This is a genomic window from Bordetella sp. 2513F2 (genome assembly GCF_054642735.1).
Genome location: NZ_CM137755.1, coordinates 3,408,357 through 3,434,291, shown reverse-complemented (window position 1 = coordinate 3,434,291; position 25,935 = coordinate 3,408,357). Strand labels below are relative to the sequence as shown.

Here is a 25,935-nt window from a genome sequence, read left to right as displayed (position 1 = left end):
GAAGCCGCCGAGAAAGAGCGCAATCAGGCCTTTGTGCACGGAAATGGGGGATGGGAGAAAGAGGCGCACGCGGGCGTGCGGGCCCTGCCAGCATAGTCAGCGCTTTGCGGCAATGCAACATGCGCGGCCCGGCGGCGGGCCGTTTGTCTCGGACCCGCCACAGGCCGCATCGACCGCACAGGCCGCGGGCATCAGCCGATGCGCACCGGCACGAAGATCTGGTTCTCGCCGCGCTGCACAAGCAGGGCCACCGTGCCCTTGGCGCGGTCCAGTTCCTTGCGCAGCTGGGCCACGCTGGTGGCAGGCACGCCATTGATCGACAGGATCACGTCGCCGGGTTCGATGCCCGCTTCGGCGGCGGCGCCGGCCACCTGCTGCACCACCAGTCCCGGGGCCTCGGTGGCCTGCTGCTCCTGCGGCGTGAGCGGGCGCAGCGCCAGGCCGAGGCGACCGCGCGATGCCTGCCCGGCGCCGTCATCGGCGGACGCCGTGCGATCCGCGTCGCGCGAGCCCAGCGTGGCGGTGAGCTGCCGCGGCTTGCCGTCGCGCCAGACGTCCAGCGTCACGCGCTGGCCGGGCGAAGCCAGGCTGATCACCGCCGAGAGGTCGCCGGACGACACGATGTCGCGGCCGTCGATGCCGCGGATCACGTCGCCGGGCTTCAGGCCCGCCTTCTCGGCCGCGCTGCCCGGTTCCACGCTGGCCACCAGGGCGCCTGTGGGCGTGTCCAGCCTGAACGAATCGGCCAGGGCCTGGTTGACCTCCTGCGCCGCCACCCCGAGGCGCGCATGACGCGCCTTGCCGTGCTCGAGGATCTGGTCCTTGACCTTGTAGGCCACGTCGATGGGGATGGCGAACGAGAGTCCCTGGTAGCCGCCGGTGCGGCTGTAGATCTGCGAGTTGATCCCCACCACTTCGCCGCGTTCATTGAAGAGCGGCCCGCCGGAATTGCCCGGGTTCACCGCCACGTCGGTCTGGATGAACGGGACCGTGGTGTCGTCGGGCAGCGAACGGCCCTTGGCGCTGACGATGCCCGCGGTGGCCGTATTCTCCAGCCCGAATGGCGATCCGATGGCGAGCACCCATTCGCCGACCTGCAGGCGCTCGACCTCGCCTATCCGCACCACCGGCAGGTTGGACGCTTCGATCTTGAGCACGGCCACGTCGGTGGCCGGGTCCGAGCCCAGGACCTTGGCGCGGAATTCGCGCCGGTCGGTGAGCTTGACCGTCACCTCCTTGGCGTCCTCCACCACGTGCGCATTGGTGAGGATGATGCCGTCCGGGCTGATGATGAAGCCCGAGCCCTGTCCGCGCACCGGCACCTCGCGCTGGCCGCCGGGCATGCCCGGGAATCCGGGGAAGCCGGGGAACTGGCCGAAGAACGGGGCAAGCGGGTTGTCGGCCACTTTCGTGGTGCCGGTCACGCTGATGTTGACCACGGCCGGCCCGTACTGCCGGGTGATCTGCGCGAAATTGGGGGGCGCCGCCAGCGTCACGGGAGCGCCGGCCTGCGGCGCGGCGGCCGGCGCAGGCGCGGCCACGCTGGCCACGCCGAACGCCGTGGCGCCGGCGCCGCCGATGAGGCCCGCCGCGAGCAGTGCGGCGGCCAGGCGGGAGGAAGTCAGTTGCGTCTTCATGTCGGCTCCTTGCGTCATGGTTCTGGACATGGCGCATGGTGCCGCGGCCGGCTTAGGCGAATCTTAAGGCGTGCCGGACAGCCGGGCCGGCGCGGAGGACGCCGGGGGAGGGAAGTCCACGCGGGCGCGCAGCCCGCCGGCGGGCGCATCGTGCAGCGACACGCGGGCGCCGTGGCGCCGGGCCAAGGTGCGCACCAGCGAGAGGCCCAGGCCGCTGCCTGGCACCGCGCCGGCATGGGCCCGGTAGAAGCGGTCGAACACGCGTTCGCGCTCGGCGGCGGGGATGCCCGGGCCGTTGTCGTCGACGGTGAGCGTGGCGCCCGCGCCGGCGGCGGCGGGCGTCACCGTGATGATCACCTGCCCGCCTTCAGGCGTGTACTTCACCGCGTTGTCGAGCAGATTGCGCACCATCAGCACCAGCGCGTCGGCCTCGCCGTCGACCCGCGCCGCGTCCGGACCTTCCAGCGCAATGTCGATGCGCCGGGCATTCGCCAGGGGCAGCACCATCGACACGGCCTCGCGCACCGCCTGCACCAGGTCCGTGGGCACGGGCTGCGGCGCGGCGCTGCCGGCGTCGTAGCGCGCCATGGAGAGCAGTTGCTCGATCAGGCGCGTGGCGCGTTCCACGCCTTCCGCCAGGCGGCCGATGGCCTGCTCCCTGCCTGCGCCGTCCGTGGCCCGGCGCAGGCCTTGCAGCTGCAGGGCCAGGGCGGCCAGCGGCGTGCGCAGTTCGTGAGCGGCGTCGCCCACGAACTGGCGCTGCAGCGCGAAAGCCTGGCGCACGCGCTCGAGCAGCAGGTTCAGTTCCTGCACCAGCGGCCGGATCTCGTCGGGCAGGCCGGCTTCGGACACCGGGGAGAGGTCGTCGGGGCGGCGTGCCGCCAGCTGCGCGCGCGTGCGGGCCACGGGCCGCAGCGATCGGCTCACCACCCACCACACCACCAGCATCAGCAGCGGCGCCGCCGCCACGATGGGGCCGACGCTGCGCAGCGCCAGCGCGCGCGCCGTGGCGCTGCGCACCCGCATGTCCTGCGCCACCTGGGTCACCTGGAACGGCGTGGCCATCGCAAAGACGCGGAAGGTGTCGTCGCCCGCGCGCGCCGTGGAGAAGCCCAGCACCACGGGATCGGGCAGCAGCCTGCCGGAGGAAGACCGATAAAGCTGCACGCCCTCGGCGGTCCAGATCTGGATGATGAGGTCGTCCACCGAGGCGCTGGGCTCGCCCGGCACGGGCGAGGGCATCGCGCTGAGCCGGCGATCGCCCGTGCTCAGCGAGATCGCGGTGCTGCGCAGCTGCGCGTCGAAGATGGCGTCGGTCTGCGCCAGCGTGCTACGGTAGGCGACCACCGCCTGCACCAGCGCGGCGGCGAAGATCGATGCCAGCAGGAAGAACAGGAGCCGCGCGCGCAGCGAATCCGTGAAGGGCAGCTTCATCGCCGCGGCACCACGTAGCCCACGCCGCGCACCGTCTGGATGAAATCGTGGCCCAGCTTCTTGCGCAGCCCGTGGATGTAGACCTCCACCGCGTTGCTGGCGATCTCTTCCTGCCAGCTGTAGAGCTTTTCTTCCAGCTGGGCGCGCGAGAGGATGGTGCCGGGCCGCGCGATCAGCGGCTCGAGCACGGCCCATTCGCGCGCGGTGAGCGAGACCGGCCGTCCGTCCACCGAGGCCTCGTGGGTCTGCGGATCGAGCGTGACGCCCTTGTGCTCGAACACCGGTTCGGCGCGGCCGGCGCTGCGGCGCAGCAGCGCACGGATGCGTGCCAGCAGTTCCTCGGGGTCGTAGGGCTTGACCACGTAATCGTCGGCGCCGGCGTCCAGGCCGGCCACGCGGTCGCTCACGGCGTCACGCGCCGTGGCGATCAGCACGGGGGTGCGGTCGCGCCGCGCGCGCAGTTCGCGCAGCACAGCGAGGCCGTCCTGGCGCGGCAGGCCGAGATCCAGCAGCACCAGGTCGAAGCTGCCGGCGCGCAGGGCGGCCGACGCGGCCTGCCCGTCGCGGGTCCAGTCCACCGCGTAGCCTTCGGCGCGCAGGCAATCCTGCACGCTTTCGCCGATCATCGTGTCGTCTTCGACCAGGAGCAATCGCATGGGGCATCACGGAAGCGGAAACAGCATGGCGATGAGCATAGCAGGCAGCGCGCCGCCTGCACGCTGCCTGCGGTCGGTCAGGCGCGCAGGCTGGTGTACAGGCCCAGCAGCGACAGGACCAGCAGCAGCCACTGGGTGCAGGACTGGGCCCGGGATGCGGGCACCCGGTTGAACAGCTGCTGGCCCAGCCACAGGCCCAGGATGGTGGCAGGTACCAGCAGGGCCACGCGCAGCAGGGTGTCGGGCCCGATCTGACCGGCCGCCAGCAGGCCGGCCAACGCCGCCGCGTCGATGACGCCGAAGAAGACGATCAGGGTGGCGCGCAGCGGGGCGGGCCGCACGCCGGCATGCGCCATCCAGGCCACCACCAGCGGACCGCCGATGGAAAACGCCGCCAGCAGCGCTCCCGTCACGCCGCCGACCGCCCAGGCCGCCCCCGGACCGCGCGGCAGCGGCGGGCGCACGCGGGCCAGCGCCAGCACGGCCAGCGTGCCGATCAGCAGGTACACGGCCAGCGTCATCCAGTAACCGTCGATGCGGGTGAGGCCCAGCAGCCCCACGGGCACGCCGCACAGCGCGGCCAGCAGCAGCGGGCGGGCCACCGGCCATTCCACCTGGCGCCAGGCGCCCGGCGCCAGCAGCAGGCTGGCCAGCACCTCCAGGCACAGCACCACGGGCACGGCTTCGCGCACCGGCAGCAGGAACACCAGGCCCATCACGGCGAAAAGGGCGAAGCCGAAGCCGGTCAGGCCGCGGGCGATGCCGGCGACCAGGACGATGCAACTGCCCAGCAGGAGAGTGGAAAGCGGGATCATGGGCCGGGACCGGGAAACGGCCGACTGTACGGGGTGCCGGCGTGCCGGAACAGGGCCAGTGCAGGCGGCCCGGCTGGCCAGCCGGCGCCGCGGGCGGCTCAGCTGCGGTAGTCGGGCCGGCCTTCCTCGATGAGGCGCAGCGCGGCGGCCCAGGCCAGGCCGAGCGTATCGTCGTCGTCGTCCACGTATTGGGCCGCCGTGCGCTCGCATACCGCAGGCGAGGGAATGCGCAGCGGCCGGCCGCCAGCCAGCGCCTGCACCTGCGCCTGGCAGGCGCGCTCGAGGAAGTAGATCTCGTGGAAGGCCTCGGCGGCCGAGGCGCCCGCAGCCAGCAGGCCGTGGTTGCGCAGCACCATGGCCTTGTGCGGGCCGAGGTTGGCGATCAGCCGCTGGCGTTCGTCGAGATCCAGCGCGATGCCTTCGTAGTCGTGGTAGGCGAGCTTGCCGTAGAACTTCAGCGCATGCTGGCTGATGGGCAGCAGGCCCTCTTCCTGGGCGGCCACGGCAATGCCGGCGGCCGTGTGCGTGTGGATCACGAAGTTGAGGTCGGGGCGCGCCATGTGCACGGCCGAATGGATGGTGAATCCTGCGGTGTTCACGCGTGGCGGCGGCACGCGGCCGGTTTCCAGCACCTGGCCGAGATGGTCGATCTTGACCAGGTCGGAGGCGCGGACTTCGTGGAACAGCACGCCGTAGCGATTGATGAGGAACTGGCCGGGATGCCCCGGGACACGCGCCGAGATGTGCGTGTCTATCATGTCCGTCATGCGGAAATGCGCCATCAGGCGATACAGGGCGGCCAGTTCACAGCGCGCCTGCCATTCGAGGCGGGCGCTTTCGATGTCGTCGAAGACGGCGGCGTTCATGTGCTTTCCCGGAAAAAGCCCGTGCCGAGGGGCACGGGCGGCTTGCTAGGCAAAGGGTGAAGCACGGCATGGTACACCGCCGGCCCGGGCTCGCGTAGCCTGCTGCGCGGCCCGCCGGCGCATCAGGCGCGCCGCTGGCGGGCTTGCCGCCCGGCACCGGTTGCTGCGAGGTGCCGGGCAGCGCCGGGCGCTCAGTAGCGCGCCACTTGCGAGTTGCCGGCCTGGCCGTTGACGCCCTGGAAGGGCAGGTCATTGGGCTCGACGTTGCTCACCAGGCCCTGGGCCTTGGCCTGGGCCAGTTCGGCGCGCACCTGGGCACGCGTCTTGGCGATGGCCTGGTCCTGGCCGTAGACGCCCTGGAACGGCGTGTCGTTGGGTTCGACGTTGCTGGCCAGGCCCTGGGCCTTGGCCTGGTCCAGGTCGGCGCGCACCTGGGCGCGGGTGGCACTGTCTTCCTGCTGGCCATAGACGCCCTGGAAGGGGACGTTGTTGGGCTCGACGTAGTAGTCGCCGGCGTAGGCGGCGGCGCTCAGCAGGCTGGCGGACATAATCAGGGCAGAAGCGATGGTCTTCATGGTGGCCTCCTTGGTCATCAGTTCGTGGGACCGAATCTGACGGGGGATTCCGTCCGGTTCGCGTTGTGTTTCCCAATGAACGCATTCTGCGCCGGAGGAGACCTAGGATAAACCCTGGTTTCAGGAATTCATTTTTTCAAAATCATGAATAATCGGTGAAGTTTCTGCTTATTATCCATATCCGCAGGGCGGTCTTCAGCGCACACGGCGCGGCAGCCAGCGCCAGAATACGCCGGCAGCCACCAGGCCCAGCGTGCCGACCCCGAATGCGGCCGCTCCCAGGGAGCACAGGGCGGTCAGCGCCGACAGCAGCACCGGCCCGCCGCTGGAGCCGAGGTCGGACATCAGGCGCCAGATGCCCAGGAATTGCATGCGGGCGCCTTGCGGGGAGGCATCGGCCCCCAGCGTCATGACGATGCCCGAGCCGATGCCGTTGCCGAAGCCCAGCACCAGCGACACCAGGGTGAAGCTCAGCAGTCCGGTCGTCAGCGGCATGGCCATCAGGCTCATCCCCATCAGCAGGGTGCAGGGCAGCGCCACCCACAGGCGCCCGCGCAGGTCCATCACCTTGCCGGCGGGGTAGAACACCGACATGTCCACTGCGGCCACCAGGCCATAGATCAGCGACGTGGTCGAAGCCGTCATGCCGAGATGGTCCGCCCACAGGGGGATCACCACCTGGCGCGAGGCGCGCAGCGCGCTGATCAGCATGACGCCCACGCCAAGCGTGGCATAGGTGGCGGCATGGCTGCGCAACACCTGCGCCATGCCGCCGGACGGCCCGGCGCGTCCGGCGTTGCCCGGATCCGCACGCACTTCCAGGTCGGGCGCGGCCAGGGCGATCAGCCCGGCGCCCACCATGGCCGCCACCGCCACCCAGTAGGCGCCGGCCAGCCCCATGGCATGGATGAGCGCCGCGCCGGCGAACGGCCCGATGAACACGCCGATGCGCGTGGTGCCGCCCAGGGTCGACAAGGCGCGGGCGCGCAGCCTCAGCGGCACGGCCTCGACCAGGTAGCTCTGGCGCGCCAGCAGGAATACGGAGGAAGCCATGCCCACGAGCAGCATGGCCACGGCCAGCAGCCAGGCGTGCGAGGCGGACAGCGCCAGCACCAGGGCCAGCACGCTCAGCGCCGCCGCGCCGGCCATGGCCCGGCGTTCGCCGTAGCGCGCAGTCAGGAGCGCGGACGGGATGTTGCTGATCAGCGAGCCTACGCCGATCAGGGCGGAGATGAGGCTGGCCATCGCCACCGAGGCGCCGAGTTCGCGCGCGGAGAGCGCCACCACGGGAAGGATGGCGCCGTTGCTGATGCCGTAGAGCAGGGATGGGCCGAACGCCGGGACGGCGATCTGCCGGAGACTGAAGGAGGCTTCTGACATTCCACTTCCGGAAGACACGGGCGCGCCGCGCTGCGGCAGACCCGAAGCGGCCCCGTGGTTCCGGAGTCGTGCGCAGGATTGTAGCGGCCGCGCGCGCCGCCCGTGTTCAGGCAGGAGTCAGGCCGGCATCACTGGGTGCGCGGCGCTTCCACCGGGTCGAAGTCGACCCACTTGCCGTCGCGCCAGCGGCCCTGGGCATGCTCGATGTCCTTGCCGCCCGCGGCGCGCAGGATGTCCGCCGCCTGGGCCTCCTGGTCGGGCGTGACGCGGACGGCGGCGAGCACGCCGGCATGCCGCACCTGCACGTCGGGATTGGCCGGCGCAGCGTCGCTGCGGCGGCCGGCCATGCGCAGCGCGCCGGCCAGGGAGCCGATATACGCGCCCAGGCCGGCCGCGATCACCATGAAGATGCCGCCCTGGCCCAGGGCGAAGAGCAGGCCCGCGCCCACCAGCGCACCCAGGGCGGCCAGTATGCCTGCGCCCAGGAAGGCGCCCTTGCTGGCGCCGCGCGAGTCCGGGTCGGCGCTGCGATCGCCGCCGACGGGATAGCGGTCGTGCCAGCCCGGCGGATTGACGTAGAAGATATTGACCGCCTCCTCGGCGTAGCCCTGGGCGAACAGGCGGCGGGCGGCTTCCTCGGCATCGGGAAAGCTGTCGAAACGTGCGGCGACGATCAAGGACATGTTCTGCGCTCCTTTGGTGGGGGAAGACAGGAAGCGCCGCCGTGGCGCAGGGCGCGCGGCGGCGCGGCAGTCCACGGTTCATTCTGAGGGACGTGCCGTGCAGCGGGCTAAGCTTTGGGCTACCAGCCGTAAACGACTGTTTCTCCAGGGCCGTGGCGCACCGTGGCCGCGCAGCCGGAATCCATCAAAATCGATCATGGCCCGCGTTTGCCGGGCGGTCGGGCTGTTCTTAGTATCGGTATGCCCCTGCCTGCAACCTGCGCGGCACGGAGAGAACATCAGGAGAGAGACAATGACGCAGGACTCCCGCCCCTTGCCGCCGGCGGTGCAGCCGGACGCGCCCGTCCGCTGCCGGGACTACGCCATAGGCGCGATAGGCGCCGGCTTCATCATGGCCGACGTGCAGCTTGCGGCCTACCGCGAGGCCGGCTTTCCGGTGGCCGCCATCGCGTCGCGCACGCCTTCCCGGGCGCAGGAAGCCGCAACGCGCTGGCAGATCCCCATGGTGCACGACACGCCGGAGGCGCTGATCCGCGACCCTGCCGTACAGATCGTGGACATCGCCTATCCGCCGGACCAGCAGCCCGCGCTGATACGGCTGGCCCTGGCCCAGCCCCACGTGAAGGCGGTGCTGGCCCAGAAGCCGCTGGCCCTGGACCTGGCCACGGCCCAGGCGCTGGCGCGCGAGGCGCGCGCCGCGGGCAAGCCGCTGTCGGTGAACCAGAACATGCGCTATGACCAGTCCATCCGCGTGCTCAAGCAGCTGCTGGACCGCGGCGCGCTCGGCAAGCCGGTGATGGCCTCCATCGACATGCGGGCGGTGCCGCACTGGCAGGGCTTCCTGGCCGGCTACGACAGGCTGACGCTGCTCAACATGAGCGTGCACCACCTGGACGCGCTGCGCTATCTGTTCGGCGAGCCGCTGGACATCTATACCGCAGCCCGCCCCGACCCGCGCACGTCCTTCGCGCATCGCGACGGCATCGTGTGCTCCACGCTCAGGTTCGAAAGCGGCCTGCTGGCGCTGAGCCTCGAGGATGTGTGGGCCGGCCCGCGCGACGCCTGCGCCGACCCCGGCATCGGCATCCGATGGCGCGTGGAGGGCACGGAAGGCGTGGCCACGGGCACCATAGGCTGGCCCGATTATCCGGACGGCAGCCCCAGCACCCTGCGCTACATGTCCCGCATCGAGACGCAGGGCCAATGGACCGAGCCCGCGTGGCAGACGCGCTGGTTTCCCCAGGCCTTCATCGGCGTCATGGAACAGCTGCAGTGGGCCGTGCACGTGCAGCAGGCGCCGGAGCTGGATGTCCAGGACAACGTGAAGACCATGGCCCTGGTCGAGGCGGCGTACCGGTCGATGGCCGAGCATCGCGCCGTCTCGCCGGCCGAATTCCTGTAGCGGCCGGACGATCCGCCCGCTCGGCATAACCACGAGGAGACAAGACCATGATTCAGGTAGGCATTTTCAGCGGCTACTATCCCTACACCCTGGAGGAGTCCGCACGCCGCATCCGCGCGCATGGCTTCAACACCGTCCAGCTCGACCTGGCCTTCAAGGACATGGACTTCTCCACGCCGGAAGCGATAACGGCGGAGAAGTGCCGCAAGGTGCGCGACACCTTGCGGGCGCACGACCTCCCGGTGAGCTGCATCTCGGGCTATACCAACATCGTGCATCCCGACCGCGACGAGCGGCGCCGCCGCAACGATTATCTCAAGGCCATCCTGCGGCATGCCCGCGACTGCGGGTCGCCCTACGTCATCAGCGAGACCGGCACGGCCAACCCGGAGAGCGACTGGTCCAGCCATCCGGACAACAAGACGGAACGCTGCTACGAGGACTGCGTCAATGTGCTGCGCGAACTGGCCCAGGAGGCCTACGATCACGGGGCGGTGTTCCTGATGGAAACCTACGTGAACAACATCATCGGGTCCGTGGAGGAGACGCTCAGGGTGTTCGCAGACGTGGACCACCCCGGGCTGGGGCTGCTGATGGACCCCACGAACTATTTCGAGACCCACAACATCGACCGCATGGACGATGTGCTCAACCAAATGTTCGACGCGCTCGATCACCGCATCTGCATCGCGCATGCCAAGGACGTGAAGCGCGCCGGCGGCGCCGACCTGTCGGAGAAGTTCGCCGACATCGATGCCTCCGATGCGCACAAGTTCCGCGGGGTGGGCGAGATCGAGCTGCCCGCGCCGGGCCTGGGTTCCCTGAACTACAGCCTGTACCTGCAGCGGCTGGCGCGCCGGCATCCGAACATCCCGCTCATCATCGAGCACCTGGACGAGGCCGACATCCCCCGGGCCAAGGCGTTCGTCGATGGCAAGCTGACGGAGGTGGGCGCATGACGCGGCTCTATGGTCGCGACCTGGGCCGCACGGAACTGGCCCGGCGCGCGGGCAGCCTGGCGCAGTTCGCCGGGGTGCGGCTCGTCACGCTGGGCGACGGCGTGGAGCGCGGCATACGCTGCCTGGAATTCCGCACGGGTTCAGGCCTGCAGTTCCACGTCCTGGTGGATCGCGCCATGGACGTGGGCCCTTGTGAATACCGTGGCGCCGCCATCGGCTGGCAATCCCCCACCGGCTTTCGCCACCCGGGCCTGCACGAGTACGAAGGCGAGGGCGGGCTGGCCTGGCTGCGGTCCTTTTCCGGCCTGCTGGTCACGGGCGGGCTGGACCACACGCTTTTCATGGACAGCGCGCCGGCCGGGCACTACCACTACACGCCGCGCAGATCGGTGGACAGCTCATTGCACGGCCGGGTCTCCAACCTGCCGGCGCGGCTCGCCGGCTACGGCGAGCGCTGGGAGGGAGACGACTGCATCCTGTGGTGCGAAGGCGTGGTGAGCCAGGCAACCGTCTTCGGCGAGGACCTGGAACTGGTGCGCCGCATCGAGGCCCGGGTGGGCGAGTCGGCCTTCACGCTGCACGACGTGGTGCGCAATCGCGGTTTCTACCGCACGCCGCACATGTTCCTCTACCACATCAACGTGGGCTATCCGGTGCTCGACGAGGGAAGCCGCTATGTGGCGCCGGTGCGCCATACCCCGTGGGCTTCCCATGCGGACGCCCTGCAGGCCCAGGGGGCCGGCTGCCGGCTGCAGCCGGGGCCGCGGCCGGGGTTCCACGAGCAGGTCTACGAGCACGCGATGGCCGCCGACGCCCAGGGACGCATTCCCGTGGCGCTGGTCAATCCCGGCTATGACGGCGGGCGCGGCCTGGGATTCTCGGTGGAGGTGGAAGCGGCCCAGTTCCCCTGCCAGTTCCAGTGGCAGAACTACCAGGAAGGGCTCTACGCCATGGGCATAGAACCCAGCACCCACCATGTGCTGGGCGCGCGCCATGCGCGCGAGCACGACCAGATGATCTGGCTGGAACACGACGAATCGCGCACCTACCGGACGCGCTTCGCGGTGCTGGACGGCGCCGGGGAGATCGCCGCCTTCGAAGAGCGGGTCGCCGCCATCGGCACGCCGCCGCTGCCCGATTATCCGGCCATCACCGGGCGCTTCGAAGCCTGACGCGCGCCGGGAGACCGCCATGCATCCCGCGCCCAAAGCCCCGGACCGGCCACGCTCGCGCGTCGCCGACGTGGCGCGCCGCGCCGGCGTGTCCACCGCCACGGTGGACCGCGTGCTGCACCAGCGCAAGGGCGTGCGGCCCGACACCGCGCGCCGCGTGTTCGAGGCCGCCGCCGAACTGGACTACCGGCCCGAGGTGGAGCTCTACCGCATGCTGCGGCCCCGCCCCATGCAGCTGGCCTTCCTGCTGCCCGCGGGAGACAACCCGTTCATCCGCATGCTGGCCGATTACGTCGGCATCGCCGACGAGCAGTTCGCCGTCTTCAACACGCAGTGCCGCTGCCACCTGATCGAGGGCTTCGATCCGCAGGCATTGGCCCGCGCGCTGCTGCATCATGGCCGCCGCGCCGACGGCGTGGTCTGCATCGCGCTGGAACACCCCACGGTGCGGGACGCCGTGGCTGCGCTCGCCGCGGACGGCGTACCCGTGCTCACCCTGGTCTCCGACCTCAGCGCATCGCGCCGCACCGCCTATGTGGGGCTGGACAACTACGCCGCAGGCCGCACCGCCGGATTGCTGCTGGGCAGGTTCCTGGCCGGCCGGCGCGGCAAGGTCGGCATGATCGCGGGCAGCCTGAGCTACCGCGGCCACGAGGAGCGCGAAGCCGGCTTCCAGCAGCTGCTGCACGAGCGCTTTCCGGAGCTCGAGATCGTGGGCCTGCGCGAGGGCCATGACGACCCCGAGCGCAACTACGCGCAGACACGGGTGCTGCTGGCCCACCATCCGGACCTGGTCGGCCTCTACAACATCGGCGGCTCCACGGGCGGAATAGGCCGGGCGCTCAAGGAGGCCGGGCTGGACCAGCGGGTCACGCTCGTGGGGCACGAGCTCACCCCGGATACGCGGGGATTGCTCATGGATGGCACGCTGGACGCCGTGATCAGCCAGAACCCGCAGATAGAGATCATGAACTGCGTGCGGATCCTCACGAATCTGCGCGAACACAAGGAGCCGCTGGCCGGCGTGGAACCCTTGCGCATAGGCATCGTGCTGCGCGAGAACATGCCTTGAGCCGCCCGGCGGACGTGGAACGAGGAGTGGAGCATGTCGTTGCAGGGCAAGAAGGTATTGATCACCGGCGCGGCCGGCGGGCTGGGAACCGGCGTGACCTGGGCCTTTGCCCGCGCCGGCGCCGAAGTGTGGGCGCTGGACCGGGATGCCGCGGGGGCCGGACGCCTGGCCGGCCACGGCGACGCGGCCGAGGCACGCGCCCGGATTCATTATGTGCAGGCCGACCTGGCCCGCAGCCAGGCGCTGCGCGCGCAGCTGGACGCCCTGTTCGCCGGGTCCGGGGGGGTGGACGTGCTGGTGAACAACGCCGCGATCTATCCCAGCAAGGCCGTCGCCGACTACACGCTGGACGAGTATCGCGAGGTGCAGAGCGTCAATGCCGACGCGGCCCTGGTGTGCGTACAGGCGGCGCTGCCATACATGCGGGCGCGCGCCTGGGGCCGCATCATCAACGTCACCAGCGTCACGCTGTCGGGCGGTTGGCCGAACCTGCTGCCCTACGTGGCTTCCAAGGGGGCGCTGCTGGGCATGACGCGGGCCCTGGCCCGCGAACTGGGGCCGGACGGCATAACGGTGAACTGCATAAGCCCGGGGGCTTTCCCCACGGACGCCGAGAAGATCCACCCCGATCCCGAGGGCTACCAGCGCCATGTCCTGGAGCGCCAGGCCGTCAAGCGGCGCGGCACGCCGGAGGACATCGCCCAGGCCATGCTGTTCTTCGCCTCGCCGGCCAGCGGCTTCATCACCGGCCAGACCCTCAACGTCGACGGCGGGTGGTGGATGCAATAGCGCGGGTCAGCCGCCGGCGGCCGCAGGTTCCCGGCAGAGCACCATGATCTGGTTCTCGCCTTCCTGCACGGCCTGGCCGTGCTGGTTGCGGCCGGCAATGTGCAGCGTGACGATGCCCCTGTCGCCGCGGCTGGTGCGGCGCAGCGCGGCAATCTCCAGCTCGGCGTGCAACCGGTCGCCGATGTACAGCGGTCCGCTGAAGCGCCAGTTCCAGTTCAGCGCCGCCACCACGGCAAAGCGCACGCCGGACCGGTTCTTCAGTCCGTCTATCAGGCCCAGCCCCAGCAGCCCGTGGGCCACGCGGCCGGGGAATCCCATGCCGTGGGCAAAATCCTCGTCCACGTGCAGGTCGGAGAAGTCGCCGGTGAGCCCGGCGAAGGCGCCGATGTGGCCTTCCGTGATCGTGATGGCGGGCGTGGTCCAGGCGTCTCCGACCTGCAGGTCCTCGAAGTAGTTCAGTTCCGCGAGTTTCATGGTGCGTTCCGGGTTTTGCGCGCGCGCGCCCCGGCCGGGCGGGGCGGCGTGCTGTCGCGGGCGACGATGGTGTAGCCCACGTCGATGCGTGTGGGAAGGTCGGCGCGGCCCTGCAGCCTGGCCAGCAGCAGCTCGCCCGCGCGGATGCCTATGCTGGCCGCCGGCACCGCCACCGTGGTGAGCGACGGGGTGAGCTGTGCAGCGATGTCGAAATCGCCGAAGCCGGCGACCGCGAGATCGCCGGGCAGCGACAGGCCCAGGTGCGGCGCGCCCAGGATCGCGCCTGCGGCGAACACGTCGCTGCTGAAGAACAGCGCGTCGGTGTCGGGGTAGCGCTGCAGGGTTTCGCGCAGCACTTCGCGGCCGGTCCGCATGGCCAGGGGCCTGCCCTGCAGCGTGACGCTGCGCGGCTGGTCCAGCCCCAGCTCGCGCACGCCGCGCCGGTAGCCCAGTTCGCGCTGGCGTGCCCGGTGGTCGCCGCGGTTGACGACGCCGGCAAAGGCGATGTGGCGGTAGCCCTGCGCATGCAGGTGCTGCATCATGGCGAACGCGGCGTCGTGGTTGGAGTACCCGACCAGTGCGTCGATGGGGTGTTCCGGCCAGTCCCAGCTCTCCACCACCGGCACGCCGGCGTGACGCAGCAGCGAGGCCGCGGCGCGCGTATGGCGCGTGCCGGCGATGAAGATGCCGTCGGGGCGGCGCGACAGCAGGGTGCGCACCAGCGCCTCTTCGGCCTCGAGCGAATACTCCGTATGGCCCAGCAGGAGCTGGTATCCCGCCGGGACCAGCACTTCCGACAGGCCCTGGATCGTCTCGGAGAATACCGAGGCGTTCAGCGAAGGGATCACGGCGCCGATGAGCAGGCTCTTGTTCGACGCCAGGTGGCTGGCGGCCAGGTGGGGCACGTAGTTCAGCTGCCGCACCGCGTCCATGATGCGGTCGCGGGTCTCGGGCAGCACGCAGTCCGGATCGCGCAGGACGCGCGAGACGGTCTGCGCCGAGACCTGCGCCAGCCTGGCCACGTCGGTCATGGTGGTGCGGCGCTCTCCGGCGCCGCTTCCCGCTCTTCTAGGCACAGTCTCTCCGTGTGATTCAGGCGCCGCGGAACTGCGCCGGCCGCTTTTCCTTGAAGGCCGCGCGCCCTTCGGCGGCATCGGCCGTACCCATGCAGATCGTCTGCAGATCGCGCTCGTACTGTACCGCCTGTTCCAGCCCCATGGAGACGGCGGCGCGCAGGTTCAGCTTGGCGGTCTGCGCCGCGATCGGGGCGCGTTGGGCGATGGTGGACGCCAGCTTGCGCGCGGCGTCGGCCAGCGTCCCGGCCGGCACGGCCTGCGCCACCAGGCCCCAGCGCAATGCCGTGTCCGCGTCCACGGGGTCGCCGGTGTAGAGCATCACCGCGGCGTTGTTCAAGCCTATGGTGTGCACCAGGAAGGCCGACACGCCGCCGCCGCCTATCCACCCCAGCTTGATCTCCGGCGCGCCGAAGCGCGCGCCCTCGGCCGCCAGCCGGATGTCGCAGGACAGGGCGAGCTCCAGGCCGCCGCCCAGCGCGATGCCGTTCACGGCGCAGATCGTGGGCTTGGTGATGCGGCGGATGGCGTCGCAGTAATCGGGGCGGTTGCGGAACGCCCATGGGCTGTCGTACTGGTCCAGCTCGGCGATGTCGCTGCCGGCGCAGAAGGCGCGATCGCCGCTGCCGGTGAGCACCAGCACCCGCACCTGCGGATTGGCGCTCGCGTCTTTCGCCGCGCGCACGATTTCATCCGACATCTGGGGCGTCACGGCATTCAGCTTGGCCGGCCGGTTCAGCGTGAGCGTGGCGATGCCATCTTCGATGGTGTAGAGAACTTCATCCATGGGCTAGACCTCGGCTTGCGCGCCGCAATGGCGCAGATACAGGTTGTTGAGTTCCCGCGCCAGGCGCAGCGGCTGCGCATGCGGGCCCACCGCCTCGCGCAGGCGGCGCGACGCCTCGTCCTGGAAGGACGTGAAGCCAGGGCGCCTGGGCCGCACCCAGGCCGCATCCAGCGTGGCGCGCGTGGCGGCGTAGAAGTCGCCGCAGGCGGCATTGACTTGCGGGTCGGCCCAGGCGGCGGCCAGGCCCGGCTGGCCCCCGTGGCGGGCGATGAAGCCGCGCTGCGTTTCCGTGTCCAGGAGCCAGCGGCAATAGTCGCGCAGCGCCTGCGCATCGGGCGCGCGCCGCGTGACGGCCAGTCCGGTGCCGCCCAGCACCGAACCGATCGGGCCGCCGGGGTCGAGGCGCGGGGCATCGGCGAAGCGCAGGCGGGTGGGGCGCTGGCCGGCGCGCGCATAGCTCACGTACTGGTAGACCAGCGGGCAGAAGGCCGCCAGCGGCACGGTATCCGACAGGGCTTCCAGCACGTGGATGGGATTCATGCACAGCGGCTCGCCTGCGCTGGCCCGCACCGCGCGCAGCCAGTATTCGATGGCGCGCTCCCCGGCGGCTTCTTCGAGCAGGGTTTCGGCATGGCGCCGCCCCGGGGCATCTCCCGCGGCGCGAGCGAGCGCCAGCACCGACAGCAGCGGATGGGGGCCGGCGGCCGGCAGCAGCATGGGGATCTCGCCGGCCAGGCGCAGTGCGTCGTCCCAGAGGGCAGGGGCCTGCGCGGGCGCGGCCGGTCCCAGCACCGCGGTCTGGGTCGCGGCGTCCAGCGGCAGCGCCCAGGTGTGGCCGCCGTAGCGGTAGCTCTGCCCGGAGGCCCCGGCGGCGGCGTCCGACAGCGCGGCGGTCCAGGCAGGCTCGAGAAAGACGTCGGCAGGCACGAATGCGCCGCTGGCCTGCACGTCGCCCACATGGGGATGATCGATGACGATCAGGTCGTAGTCGCGCGCCAGCTGCGCCAGCGGCGTGGATTCGAAACCCTCCAGCGACTGCGCGTCCCAGCGCACGTCCAGGCCCAGCCCGGCGGCATGGGGTATGGAAGCGCGCAGCGGATCCACGCCGCGCGGATGGTCCCAGGTCAGCCCGCGTATCGGGGTGAGCGCCGGCGAGGTCATGGCGTCGGCTCCGGGGCGCGGCACGCGGTTTCCCGGAGCGGGAATTCTCCCGGCCATCTCATGGGCGTTCCTGCGCGACGACCCCGCGGGCGCACAGTTCCGCGATCCGTTCCGGCGGGATGCCCAGCTCCTCCAGGATTTCCGAGGTGTGCTCGCCCACCAGCGGCGCGCCGCGGCGCACGGCCGGCGGCGTGGCCGACATGCGATAGGGGAACCCGGGCGTCTTGACCGGGCCTTCGGTGGGATGCTCGTACTCGACGAAGCTGCCGTTGTGGGCCACCTGCGGATCCTTTTCCAGCGCGGCGTAGTCATGCACCGGGCCGCACCAGATGTCGGCCGCGTCGAAGGCCTCCATCCATTCGGCCGTGGTGCGCCTGCGCAGCGCGGCGCGGGTGAGCGCGATGATGCGGTCTTTCTGGGCAAAGGAATCCTTGCCGTCCACCATGTCGAGCAGTTCCGGGATGCCGGCCACCTCGCCCAGCCTGCGCAGGGGCGGGAAGGCCAGGGCGATCAGGCCGTCGGCGGTCTGGAACACGCCATAGGGGGCGCGGATGTAGACGTGGCCGTCGGCTTCCTTGCCGCGCCGCTGGGGCTGGCGCCCCACGGTGTAGACGGACAGCTCCTGCATCTGGAAGGCCACGATCGAATCCAGCATGTTGGTGCTCACCAGCTGGCCTTCGCCGGTGCGCTCGCGATGCAGCAGGGCGGCCAGCATGCCTTCGAAGGCGGAGTATGCGGTCACCGCATCGACCAGGTAATTGCCGGCGGGGCGCGGCACTTCGTCCTGCGCGCCCACGTTGAACATGGCGCCGCTCATGGCCTGCAGCAGCATGTCCTGCCCGGGGCGGTCGCGGTAGGGGCCGCTCTCGCCGTAGCCCGACATCGAGACGTAGACGAGCCGCGGGTTGATGCGCTTCAGCGTCTCGTAGTCCATGCCCAGCCGCGCGGCGACGCCGGCGCGATAGTTCTGCACGAACACGTCGGCGGTGGCGACGAGTTTGTAGACCAGCTCCCGGCCCGCCTCGGACTTGAGGTCCACGGCCAGGCTGCGCTTGTTCCGGTTGAGCGACAGGAACGAGACGTTGATGCGCCCGCCCTCGCTGCCGCCGGCGGCGACGTGGCGCTGCCATTCGCCGGTCACGGGCTCCACCTTGATGACGTCCGCGCCCAGGTCGCCCATGCGCTGGGCCGCGAACGGGCCTGCCATGGCAATGGTGCAGTCGATGACGCGGTAGCCCTGCAGGGCACCGGTGTATGCGGTCATGTGTCGGATCTCCTTGGTTACTTGAAAGCCGCCGGCAGCCACAGGGTGAGCTGCGGCACGTAGGTGACCAGCAGCAGCACCGCTGCCAGCGGGATGTAGAAGGGCAGGATGGCGCGCACCATCCTGCCGAAGCTGACGGCCGCGATGTGCTTGCAGATGAACAGGATCACGCCGAACGGCGGCGTGAGGGCGCCCACGAGCAGGTTGATCACCATCACCACGCCGAAATGCACGGGGTCGATGCCGTAGGCGCCGATCACCGGCATCAGGGCCGGCGTGGCGATCAGCAGGACGGCGGTGGTCTCCATGAACAGCCCGACCAGCAGCAGGCACAGGTTGATGATGAGCAGCAGCACCCAGGGCTCGTCCGACAGTGCCGTCATCGATTCCACGATGGCGCCGGGCACGTTGTTGACCGAAATGATCCAGCCGAACGGGATCGCGGCGGCGATGATCAGCGTGAGGATGCCTGTGGTGACCGCGCTTTCCTTGAGTGCTCCGAGCAGCGAGCGCCACGTCAGGTCCCGGTAGCAGAAGCCGAGCACCACGGCGTAGAGCACCGTCAGGGCGCCCAGCTCCGTGGGCGTGGCGGCGCCCGAGAGCATGCCGGCGGTCAGCAGCACCGGGGCGAGCAGCGCCGGGATCGCCGCGCGGAAGGTGCGCAGCACCTGCAGCCACGACGCACGGGCCTCCACCGGGATGCGGCCGGGGCTGCGCCGGGCCAGCACGTACACCGCCGTCATCAGGGCCAGTCCCATCAGCACGCCCGGCACGATGCCTGCCAGGAACAGGTCGGTGAGCGGGACCTGTGCGGTCACGGCATAGATCACCATGATGACGCTGGGCGGGATGACCGGGCCGATGATGGACGAGGCGGCCGTGACGGCGGCGGCAAAGCCGGCGTCGTAGCCGCGCGCCTTCATGTGCTTGATCTCTATCGTGCCCAGGCCGGCGGCGTCGGCCTGGGCCACGCCCGACATCCCGGCGAAGATCATGCTGGCCATGATGTTCACCTGCGCCAGCCCGCCGCGGATGTGCCCGACCAGCGCCGTGGAAAAGGCGAAGATGCGGTCGGCAATGCCGGCCCCGTTGAGGATGTTGCCGGCCAGCACGAACAGCGGGATGGCCAGCAGCGGGAAGCTGTCCAGCCCGGAAGAAATGCGCTGCACCACGATCTGCAGCGGCATTTCGGAGCCCAGGGTGAGGGCGGCGAATGCACTGAGGACGACCGTGAAGGCGACCGGGACCTCAAGCAGCAGCAGGACCAGGAAGGTGCCGAACAGGATGGGGAGCGTCATGCCGCGTCCTCCCGCAGCCCGGACGAGTCGGCCTCCACGGGCTGCGCTTCCAGCCCGGTGACGCAGGCGTGCAGTTCGGCCAGCACCACATACAGCAGCGTGGCCAGCATGGACAGCGAGGCGACGAACAGCGGCACCGAATAGAACCACATGCGCGAGACGTCCAGCGGCAGGGAGATCGAGCGGCTGGCCGACTCGATGCGCATCACGCCGGTGGCCTGCCAGGCCAGCATGCCCAGGGCGATTGCCATCGCGACGCAGGCGAGCAGCTTCAGCGCGGAACGCGTCTGGCGGCCGCCTTTCAGGCTCAGCATCTCCACCTTCACGTGGCGCCATTGCTTCATTCCGATGCTGGCCCCCAGGAATGCCGTCCAGATGAAGCAATAGGTGGCCAACTCTTCCACCCACACCAGCGGCCGGCCGAGGATGTAGCGGCTGAATACCTGCGCCGCGATGGCGAGCACGATGGCGGCGAGCAGCGCCATGGCGATGGCCGCCTCCAGGCGTCCCACCGCGCGCAGCAAGCCGCGATAGCCTGTCAACAGGGAAGTCATGGCGGCCCTCCTCAATGCTGCGACAGGCTCTGGACTTCCGCCCACAGGCCCTTGCGCCAGGCGCCGGACGCTTCCATCTGCTCCACGCCCGCTCGGGCCTTCTCGCGCAACGGCGCGACGTCGATGCGGCTGACGGTGGCTCCCTGCTCTCCCATCTTGTCCAGCAGGCCTTCGGTTTCCGCTTCGGCCTCGCGCCGCGCCCATGCCGTCGCGTTGCGTGCGGCCTCGTCCACGATCTGGCGCACGTCCGGCGAAAGCGATTGGTAGAACTTCTCGTTCACGAGCAGGTGCGTGGCGGTGAGGATGTGATCGGTGCGCACCACGTACTTGGCGGCATCGTGGAACTTGGCCGCGTAGGCGGCCGAAACGGGGCCTTCGGCGCCTTCGATCACCCCGGTCTTCAGGCCCAGGAAGGTCTCGCCCCAGGCGACGCGGGTGGGCCGGGCACCCAGCGTCTCCCACAGCGCCAGGTAGGTCTTGATCTCGGGCACGCGCATCTTCATGCCCTGCAGGTCCTGCACGCCGGCGACCGGACGGGTCGCGAACAGCACGCGCGGCTGGATCGGGGCTGCCGCCAGCAGGCGGATACCCTGTCCGTCGCGCAGCGCCTGCGCCATGCCGGCATAGGTTTGCGATTCCAGGAAGCGGGCCATGTGGGCGTTGTCATGGAAGGTGAAGCCCCATCCGAGGATGCCGAAGTCCTTCACCCAGTTGGCATACCAGCTCAGGTCGTCGCCGTAGAACTGCACCGAATTGCCCATGACCTGCTCTATGACCTGGACGTCGTTGCCGAGCTGCTCGCCGGGGATGTAGTTGATCTTCAGCTTGCCGGCCGCCCGCTTGTTGACCTCGTCCACGAACATGCGGTTCTGGCGGTCGTACAGGGATCCGGCGGCGTCGGAAGCGCCGAAGATGGCGGTTTTCTGCGCGTGGGCCGTGACGGGCAGCGCGCCCAGGCCGAACGCGCACGTGGCGATGCTTGCCGATATCAGGCGTTTGAACATTGTCGTCCTCCAGGTGTTTTAGTTATCGCTAACGTTAGCGTTAACCTATTCTGGGCGGGCCCGGTCCGGCTGTCAAGGCCGCCGCCCGATAGGGTGGCGTGCACGACTTGTAGGATTTCTGCAACATTTCTCGCCCGGGAGGAGGTTTGCAGCGATATAGTCGTTCCTGGGCCAACCGAAATAACACCCAGAGGGCCCCGGCACCGGCAGGCGCTGCGTTCCCCGTACGCTGGCGCCGCGTTGCCCAAGCCCCGCCTCCTATGAACTCAGTCCTGGCGCCCTGGCTGCTGCAGGCCGGCCGCGTTCCCTTCTACGTTTCCCCGTTCGAGACGCTCGACCTCTCGGGCTCGGTCCGGCTTGCCGCGGGCGCCGAGCGGGACATCTACGAACACCCGTCGGATCCCAGCCTGCTGATCAAGATCATCAACCACGCACGGACGCGCGAGCAGCCTTCGCGCAGGCGCTGGCACAAGCAGTTCCACCGCGAGGATGCCCACCGGGTGTTCCTGAGCGAGATCACGGAATACGTGGCCACCTCGGTGCACCGCTGGGACGAAGGCGGCAACATGCTCATGGCGCGCATCGCCGGCCTGGTGCTCACTTCGCGCGGGATGGGGCTGGCGGTGGAGAAGATCGTGGGCGACGACGGCACCAGCATGGCGCCCACCCTGGCCGAAGTGGTGAAGCGCGACGGTTTTTCCGGCGCATTGCGCGCCCGGCTCGATGCGTTCTTCCACGACCTTGCCGAGGCGCATGTGGTCTTCAACGACGTGGGCGGCCGCAATATCGTGGTGGGCCGCAACGCCCAGGGGCGCGAGGGGATGTACCTGATAGACGGCTACGGGCCGAAGCAGCTGCTGCCCCTGTACGCATGGAGCAAGACGCTCAATCGGCGCCGGCTGGACCGCAAGTACGCCGAGATGCGCGCCAAGCTGGAACGCAGCGCCGCCGCTGCCGGGCACTGAGCCGCAGCCGCCGCCTGCTCAGGCCAGGATGGCGCCCGCCAGTGCGCATCCGGCCACGATCCACAGCGGCGACAGCCGGCCCCAGTGCAGCAGCGCGAATGCCGCCGCGGCCAGCGCGAGGTCGGCCGGACTGCGCACCGCGCCCGTCCAGATCGGGTCGTACAGGGCGGCGAGCAGCAGGCCCACCACCGCAGCGTTGATGCCTGCCAGCGCCTGTCGCGGCCGGGCATGGCGGCGCCAGCGCATCCAGTAGGGCAGCACGCCGGCCACCAGCAGCGCGCCGGGCAGGAACACGGCCGCCAGCAGCAGCAGGCCGCCGCCCCAGCCGCCCAGCGGCGCCGGCAGCAGCGCGCCCAGATAGGCGGCAAAGGTGAAGAGCGGCCCAGGCACGGCCTGGGCGGCGCCGTAGCCGGCCAGGAAATCGCCCACCGTCATCCGCCCGGTAGCGACCACTTCGGCTTCCAGCAGCGGCAGCACCACGTGCCCGCCGCCGAAGACCAGCGCGCCGGTGCGGTAGAAGGCGTCGATCAGCGGCCAGGGCCCGTCCAGGCGTGCCGCGACCAGCGGCAGGGCTGCGAGCAGCACGAAGAAGACGGCCAGCAGCGCCGCGCCGGTGCGGCGCCCCACCGGGCAATCGGGCATGGCGCCATCGGAAATCCGTGCTGCAGGCAGCGCCAGTCCGGCCGCCGCGCCCACTGCGATGGCCAGGAGTTGCCCCGGCGGACCGGACAGCGCCAGGGCCAGGGCGGCAGCTGCCAGCGCCAGCGCCTTGCGGGCCAGGTCGGGGCACAGGGTGCGTCCCATGGACCAGACCGCATGCGCCACCACGGCCACGGCAGCCACCTTCAGGCCATGGACCATGCCGGATCCGGCCAGGCCGGGCGCATGCGCCAGGCCCAGCGCAAAGAGGATGAGCAGCGCTGCGGAGGGCAGCGTGAAGGCGAGCCAGGCGGCCAGCATGCCGGGCCAGCCTGCCCGCAGCAGCCCCAGGGCCATGCCCACCTGGCTGCTGGCGGGCCCGGGCAGCATCTGGCACAGCCCCACCACCTCGGCATAGGCGGGGTCGTCCAGCCAGCGCCGGCGCTCGACGAACTCGGTGCGGAAGTAGCCCAGGTGGGCGACCGGCCCGCCGAAGGCGGTGACGCCCAGACGCAGGAAGGCCAGGAAGACTTCGCCGGCGCGGCCGGGCGGAACGGAAGGGATGTGCATGGGCATGCTGGACGCCGGAAAGGTGCCTGATCTTACCCCCGCGGCATGGCGTCTCGATTTCTTGGTACCCTAAGTGGCGTTCTGTGCGTCCATTCCGTTCGACCTTGCCGCGATCCTTGCCACCGTCCGTTTCCCGTCCATGCTTTCCGCCAGCCCCGCCGCCCCGATCCGCCGGGCTGGCGCGCTGGCTGCGCGCAGCGGGATGCGCGGTCCTGGTCGCGGCGCTGGCGGCCTGCGGCAGCACCTCCTCCACCTCGGGTTCGGCGTTCTACCGCGTCCAGGCCGGCGACACCCTCACGCAGATCGCCCGGCGCCACGGCCAGAGCGTGGCCGACCTGGTGCGCTGGAACCGCCTGGCCAGCGCCAACCGCATCGCCAAGGGCCAGCTCCTGCGGGTCAAGCCGCCGGGCAGCGCCGAGGGCAGCGGGCCGGGCGCCAGCGCTGCGGGCGGGGCATCGTCCGGCGGCCCGGGCAAGCCTGCGGCCAGCGCGCCGGTCACGCCGGTGCGCGGCATTTCGCTGAGCTGGCCGGCCGAAGGCAATATGGTGCAGGGGTACAACGGCACCACTTCCAAGGGCATCACCCTGGTCAACAGCCCGGGCACGCCCGTGGTCGCGGCGGCCGACGGCACCGTGGCCTATGCCAGCAACGGGCTGCGCGGCTACGGCAACATGGTGATCGTGCGGCACGACGGCGGCTTCCTCACGATCTACGCCCACAACCGGACGTTGCTGGTGCGCGAAGGACAGCGCGTGTCGCGCGGGCAGCGCATCGCCGAGATGGGCAGCAGCGACACCAACCGGACCTCGCTCTACTTCGAAGTGCGCCGCGACGGCAAGCCGGTCAATCCCCTGGGGGCGTTGCCGCGGCGCTAGTCATTGCCTGCGTGCCCGGGCGGCGGGGCCGATCCGGATGGACATTGGTTCCGTCGTCCACCTGGAAATTGGAGCTAGCGGTAGGTCCTTGCCTCCGGTCTAATACGCCACCCGCCCGCGACAGCGCGGTCCGCGGGGCCTGATTCCTCATAGAGCGAGTGCTACGCCATGCAGTCCTACGATTGGTCTTTTCCCTATCCTTCCCAGAAGATGCCGGTGCTGGCGCGCAACGTCGTCAGCACGAGCCAGCCCTTGGCCGCGCAGGCCGGCCTGCGCATGCGCTATCTGGGCGGGAACGCGGTGGACGCCGCCATCGCCACGGCCATCGCCCTGACCGTGGTCGAGCCGGTGATGAACGGCATCGGCGGCGACCTCTTCACCCTGGTCTGGCACGAAGGCCAGCTGTATGGCCTGAATTCGAGCGGCTGCGCGCCCGCCGGCTGGACCGATGACTATTTCGCCGGCCGCGACGCCATGCCGCCCATCGGCTGGGACACGGTGACCGTGCCCGGCCAGGTGGCCGGCTGGAAGGCGCTGTCCGACCGTTTCGGCAAACTGCCGTTCGCCCAGCTCTTCGAACCCGCCATCGCCTACGCCGAGGAAGGCTTTCCCGTCAGCCCCACGGTGGCGCGCCAGTGGGCGGCCCAGGCGCCCAAGCTGGCCGACCAGCCCGGTTTCGCCGAGGCATTCCTGCGTGCCGGTCGCACGCCCCAGGCCGGCGAGCATTGGCGCTTTCCCGAGCAGGCGCGCACGCTGCGCCTGATCGCCGAGAGCGGCGGCGAGAGCTTCTATCGCGGCGAGCTCGCCGAGCGCATCGAGACCCACGCCATCCAGACCGGCGGCGCGCTGCGGGCCACCGACCTGGCCGCGCATCGGGCCGAGTGGGTACAGCCGCTGCAGCAGTCGTTCCGCGGCCATACCCTGCATGAGATCCCGCCCAGCGGCCAGGGCATTGCCGCGCTCATCGCGCTGGGCATCCTCGAGCATTTCGACGTCGAGGCCATGGGCCCCGACAGCGCCGACTTCTACCACGTGGGCCTGGAGGCCATGAAGCTGGCGTTCGCCGACCTGCACCAGCACATCTCCGACCCGGCCACCATGCGCACCGCGCCCGCGCAGCTGCTGGACCCGGCCTACCTCAAGGATCGCGCCCGCCTCATCTCCATGGAGCGCGCCGGGGCGCCCGGCGCCGGCACGCCGCCCAGCGGGGGCACGGTGTACCTGGCCGCCGCCGACAGCGACGGCACCATGGTGTCGTTCATCCAGTCCAACTACCACGGCTTCGGCTCCGGTGTCGTGGTGCCGGGCACCGGCATCGCGCTGCACAACCGGGGCTGCGGCTTCGTGCTCACCCCCGGCCACGTCAACCGCGTCGCGCCCGGCAAGCGCCCGCTGCACACCATCATTCCCGGCTTCATCACGCGCGGCGGCGAGCCGGTCATGGCCTTCGGCGTCATGGGCGGTTCGATGCAGGCGCAGGGCCACGTGCAGGTCATGGCGCGCCTGGCGGCCTTCGGCCAGAATCCGCAGGCCATCAGCGATGCGCCGCGCTGGCGCGTGGAGCAGGGTCCGGTGGTCACGGTGGAATCGCACCTGGCGGCCGATGTGGTGCAGGCGCTGCGCGATCGCGGCCACAAGCTCGACGTGGCGCCGCGCCTGAGCCTGGACTTCGGCTCGGCCCAGCTGATCCAGCGCGGCGCCTACGGCTACGTGGCCGCCTCCGACTCCCGCCGCGACGGCCAGGCCGTGGGCTTCTGAGGCCGGGCCGCGCCGTGGCGCCAAGTGGCGGGCGCCCGCGATATCGGCATACACTCTCCGACGCAGCCTCGCA

General features: G+C 70.4%; 25 protein-coding genes. 8 read left to right on the top strand and 17 right to left on the bottom strand.

Features of this window, described 5'->3' with window-relative positions; all coding sequences use genetic code 11:
• Positions 1–191 precede the first annotated feature (191 nt).
• From ACYBYQ_RS16250 to ACYBYQ_RS16215, 8 genes are all read right to left on the bottom strand, one after another.
• Positions 192–1,637, bottom strand: coding sequence for a DegQ family serine endoprotease (locus ACYBYQ_RS16250; protein ID WP_459615392.1), 1,446 nt, complete (start codon positions 1,635–1,637; stop codon positions 192–194).
• Positions 1,638–1,700: 63 nt separating this feature from the next.
• Entirely contained in the window at positions 1,701–3,071 is a 1,371-nt protein-coding gene (locus tag ACYBYQ_RS16245) for an ATP-binding protein (protein WP_459615390.1), read from the bottom strand.
• Positions 3,068–3,727, bottom strand: a complete 660-nt coding sequence (locus ACYBYQ_RS16240; protein WP_459615388.1) for a response regulator — start codon at positions 3,725–3,727, stop codon at positions 3,068–3,070. Before ACYBYQ_RS16240 ends, ACYBYQ_RS16245 begins: the two co-directional genes overlap by 4 nt.
• A 77-nt stretch (positions 3,728–3,804) precedes the next feature.
• Positions 3,805–4,542: a sulfite exporter TauE/SafE family protein gene (locus ACYBYQ_RS16235; RefSeq protein WP_459615386.1), complete on the bottom strand. Its 738-nt coding sequence runs from the start codon at positions 4,540–4,542 to the stop codon at positions 3,805–3,807.
• Between the two features lie 98 nt (positions 4,543–4,640).
• On the bottom strand, positions 4,641–5,408 hold the full coding sequence (locus tag ACYBYQ_RS16230; protein WP_459615384.1) for a class II aldolase/adducin family protein: 768 nt from the start codon (positions 5,406–5,408) through the stop codon (positions 4,641–4,643).
• 191 nt (positions 5,409–5,599) lie between these two features.
• Entirely contained in the window at positions 5,600–5,983 is a 384-nt protein-coding gene (locus ACYBYQ_RS16225; protein WP_459615382.1) for a DUF4148 domain-containing protein, read from the bottom strand.
• Positions 5,984–6,178: 195 nt separating this feature from the next.
• A complete protein-coding gene (locus ACYBYQ_RS16220) occupies positions 6,179–7,363 on the bottom strand; it encodes an MFS transporter (RefSeq protein ID WP_459615380.1) in 1,185 nt (394 codons plus the stop codon).
• A 128-nt stretch (positions 7,364–7,491) separates the two neighbouring features.
• Positions 7,492–8,046 (bottom strand): hypothetical protein, encoded by a 555-nt coding sequence (locus tag ACYBYQ_RS16215; protein WP_459615378.1) that lies wholly within the window; start codon positions 8,044–8,046, stop codon positions 7,492–7,494.
• Positions 8,047–8,338: 292 nt separating this feature from the next.
• Between ACYBYQ_RS16215 and ACYBYQ_RS16210 the strand changes: the two genes are divergently transcribed.
• From ACYBYQ_RS16210 to ACYBYQ_RS16190, 5 genes are read left to right on the top strand one after another with little or no spacing between them, the layout of a single operon-like run.
• On the top strand, positions 8,339–9,448 hold the full coding sequence (locus tag ACYBYQ_RS16210; RefSeq protein WP_459615376.1) for a Gfo/Idh/MocA family protein: 1,110 nt from the start codon (positions 8,339–8,341) through the stop codon (positions 9,446–9,448).
• A gap of 47 nt (positions 9,449–9,495) precedes the next feature.
• Positions 9,496–10,407 carry a sugar phosphate isomerase/epimerase family protein gene (locus tag ACYBYQ_RS16205; protein WP_459615374.1) on the top strand — a complete coding sequence of 304 codons (912 nt, stop codon included), beginning with the start codon at positions 9,496–9,498 and terminating at the stop codon, positions 10,405–10,407.
• On the top strand, positions 10,404–11,579 hold the full coding sequence (locus ACYBYQ_RS16200; RefSeq protein ID WP_459615372.1) for an aldose 1-epimerase family protein: 1,176 nt from the start codon (positions 10,404–10,406) through the stop codon (positions 11,577–11,579). Before ACYBYQ_RS16205 ends, ACYBYQ_RS16200 begins: the two co-directional genes overlap by 4 nt.
• Before the next feature lie 19 nt (positions 11,580–11,598).
• A complete protein-coding gene (locus ACYBYQ_RS16195) occupies positions 11,599–12,651 on the top strand; it encodes a LacI family DNA-binding transcriptional regulator (protein WP_459615371.1) in 1,053 nt (350 codons plus the stop codon).
• Positions 12,652–12,684: 33 nt separating this feature from the next.
• A complete protein-coding gene (locus ACYBYQ_RS16190) occupies positions 12,685–13,440 on the top strand; it encodes an SDR family NAD(P)-dependent oxidoreductase (RefSeq protein WP_459615369.1) in 756 nt (251 codons plus the stop codon).
• A 6-nt stretch (positions 13,441–13,446) separates the two neighbouring features.
• On the opposite strand, the gene ACYBYQ_RS16185 is transcribed toward ACYBYQ_RS16190, so the two are convergent.
• Genes ACYBYQ_RS16185 through ACYBYQ_RS16150 form a run of 8 tightly spaced genes read right to left on the bottom strand, consistent with a single transcriptional unit; the run spans position 13,447 to position 21,055 of the window.
• Entirely contained in the window at positions 13,447–13,914 is a 468-nt protein-coding gene (locus tag ACYBYQ_RS16185; protein ID WP_459615367.1) for a MaoC family dehydratase, read from the bottom strand.
• Positions 13,911–14,990: a LacI family DNA-binding transcriptional regulator gene (locus tag ACYBYQ_RS16180; protein ID WP_459615365.1), complete on the bottom strand. Its 1,080-nt coding sequence runs from the start codon at positions 14,988–14,990 to the stop codon at positions 13,911–13,913. Before ACYBYQ_RS16180 ends, ACYBYQ_RS16185 begins: the two co-directional genes overlap by 4 nt.
• 16 nt (positions 14,991–15,006) lie before the next feature.
• Entirely contained in the window at positions 15,007–15,774 is a 768-nt protein-coding gene (locus ACYBYQ_RS16175) for an enoyl-CoA hydratase/isomerase family protein (RefSeq protein ID WP_459615363.1), read from the bottom strand.
• Between the two features lie 3 nt (positions 15,775–15,777).
• Positions 15,778–16,959 carry a carbohydrate ABC transporter substrate-binding protein gene (locus ACYBYQ_RS16170; protein WP_459615361.1) on the bottom strand — a complete coding sequence of 394 codons (1,182 nt, stop codon included), beginning with the start codon at positions 16,957–16,959 and terminating at the stop codon, positions 15,778–15,780.
• 34 nt (positions 16,960–16,993) lie between these two features.
• Positions 16,994–18,199, bottom strand: coding sequence for a CaiB/BaiF CoA transferase family protein (locus tag ACYBYQ_RS16165; protein WP_459615359.1), 1,206 nt, complete (start codon positions 18,197–18,199; stop codon positions 16,994–16,996).
• Between the two features lie 17 nt (positions 18,200–18,216).
• Positions 18,217–19,497 (bottom strand): TRAP transporter large permease, encoded by a 1,281-nt coding sequence (locus ACYBYQ_RS16160; RefSeq protein ID WP_459615357.1) that lies wholly within the window; start codon positions 19,495–19,497, stop codon positions 18,217–18,219.
• Entirely contained in the window at positions 19,494–20,051 is a 558-nt protein-coding gene (locus ACYBYQ_RS16155; protein ID WP_459615355.1) for a TRAP transporter small permease, read from the bottom strand. Before ACYBYQ_RS16155 ends, ACYBYQ_RS16160 begins: the two co-directional genes overlap by 4 nt.
• 11 nt (positions 20,052–20,062) lie before the next feature.
• Positions 20,063–21,055: a TRAP transporter substrate-binding protein gene (locus tag ACYBYQ_RS16150; RefSeq protein ID WP_459615353.1), complete on the bottom strand. Its 993-nt coding sequence runs from the start codon at positions 21,053–21,055 to the stop codon at positions 20,063–20,065.
• A gap of 260 nt (positions 21,056–21,315) precedes the next feature.
• Between ACYBYQ_RS16150 and ACYBYQ_RS16145 the strand changes: the two genes are divergently transcribed.
• The gene (locus tag ACYBYQ_RS16145) at positions 21,316–22,020 is read left to right on the top strand and encodes a YrbL family protein (protein ID WP_459615351.1); all 705 of its coding nucleotides are present in this window, start codon (positions 21,316–21,318) and stop codon (positions 22,018–22,020) included.
• 18 nt (positions 22,021–22,038) lie between these two features.
• Here the strand turns inward: ACYBYQ_RS16145 and chrA are convergent, their stop codons facing one another.
• A complete protein-coding gene (gene chrA, locus ACYBYQ_RS16140) occupies positions 22,039–23,235 on the bottom strand; it encodes a chromate efflux transporter (RefSeq protein ID WP_459615349.1) in 1,197 nt (398 codons plus the stop codon).
• Between the two features lie 182 nt (positions 23,236–23,417).
• Here chrA and ACYBYQ_RS16135 point away from each other — a divergent pair, with 182 nt between their 5' ends.
• Together ACYBYQ_RS16135 and ACYBYQ_RS16130 are read left to right on the top strand one after the other, a co-directional pair.
• Positions 23,418–24,104 carry a peptidoglycan DD-metalloendopeptidase family protein gene (locus ACYBYQ_RS16135; protein ID WP_459618806.1) on the top strand — a complete coding sequence of 229 codons (687 nt, stop codon included), beginning with the start codon at positions 23,418–23,420 and terminating at the stop codon, positions 24,102–24,104.
• Positions 24,105–24,272: 168 nt separating this feature from the next.
• Positions 24,273–25,862: a gamma-glutamyltransferase family protein gene (locus ACYBYQ_RS16130; protein WP_459615347.1), complete on the top strand. Its 1,590-nt coding sequence runs from the start codon at positions 24,273–24,275 to the stop codon at positions 25,860–25,862.
• The last annotated feature ends 73 nt before the right edge of the window (positions 25,863–25,935 follow it).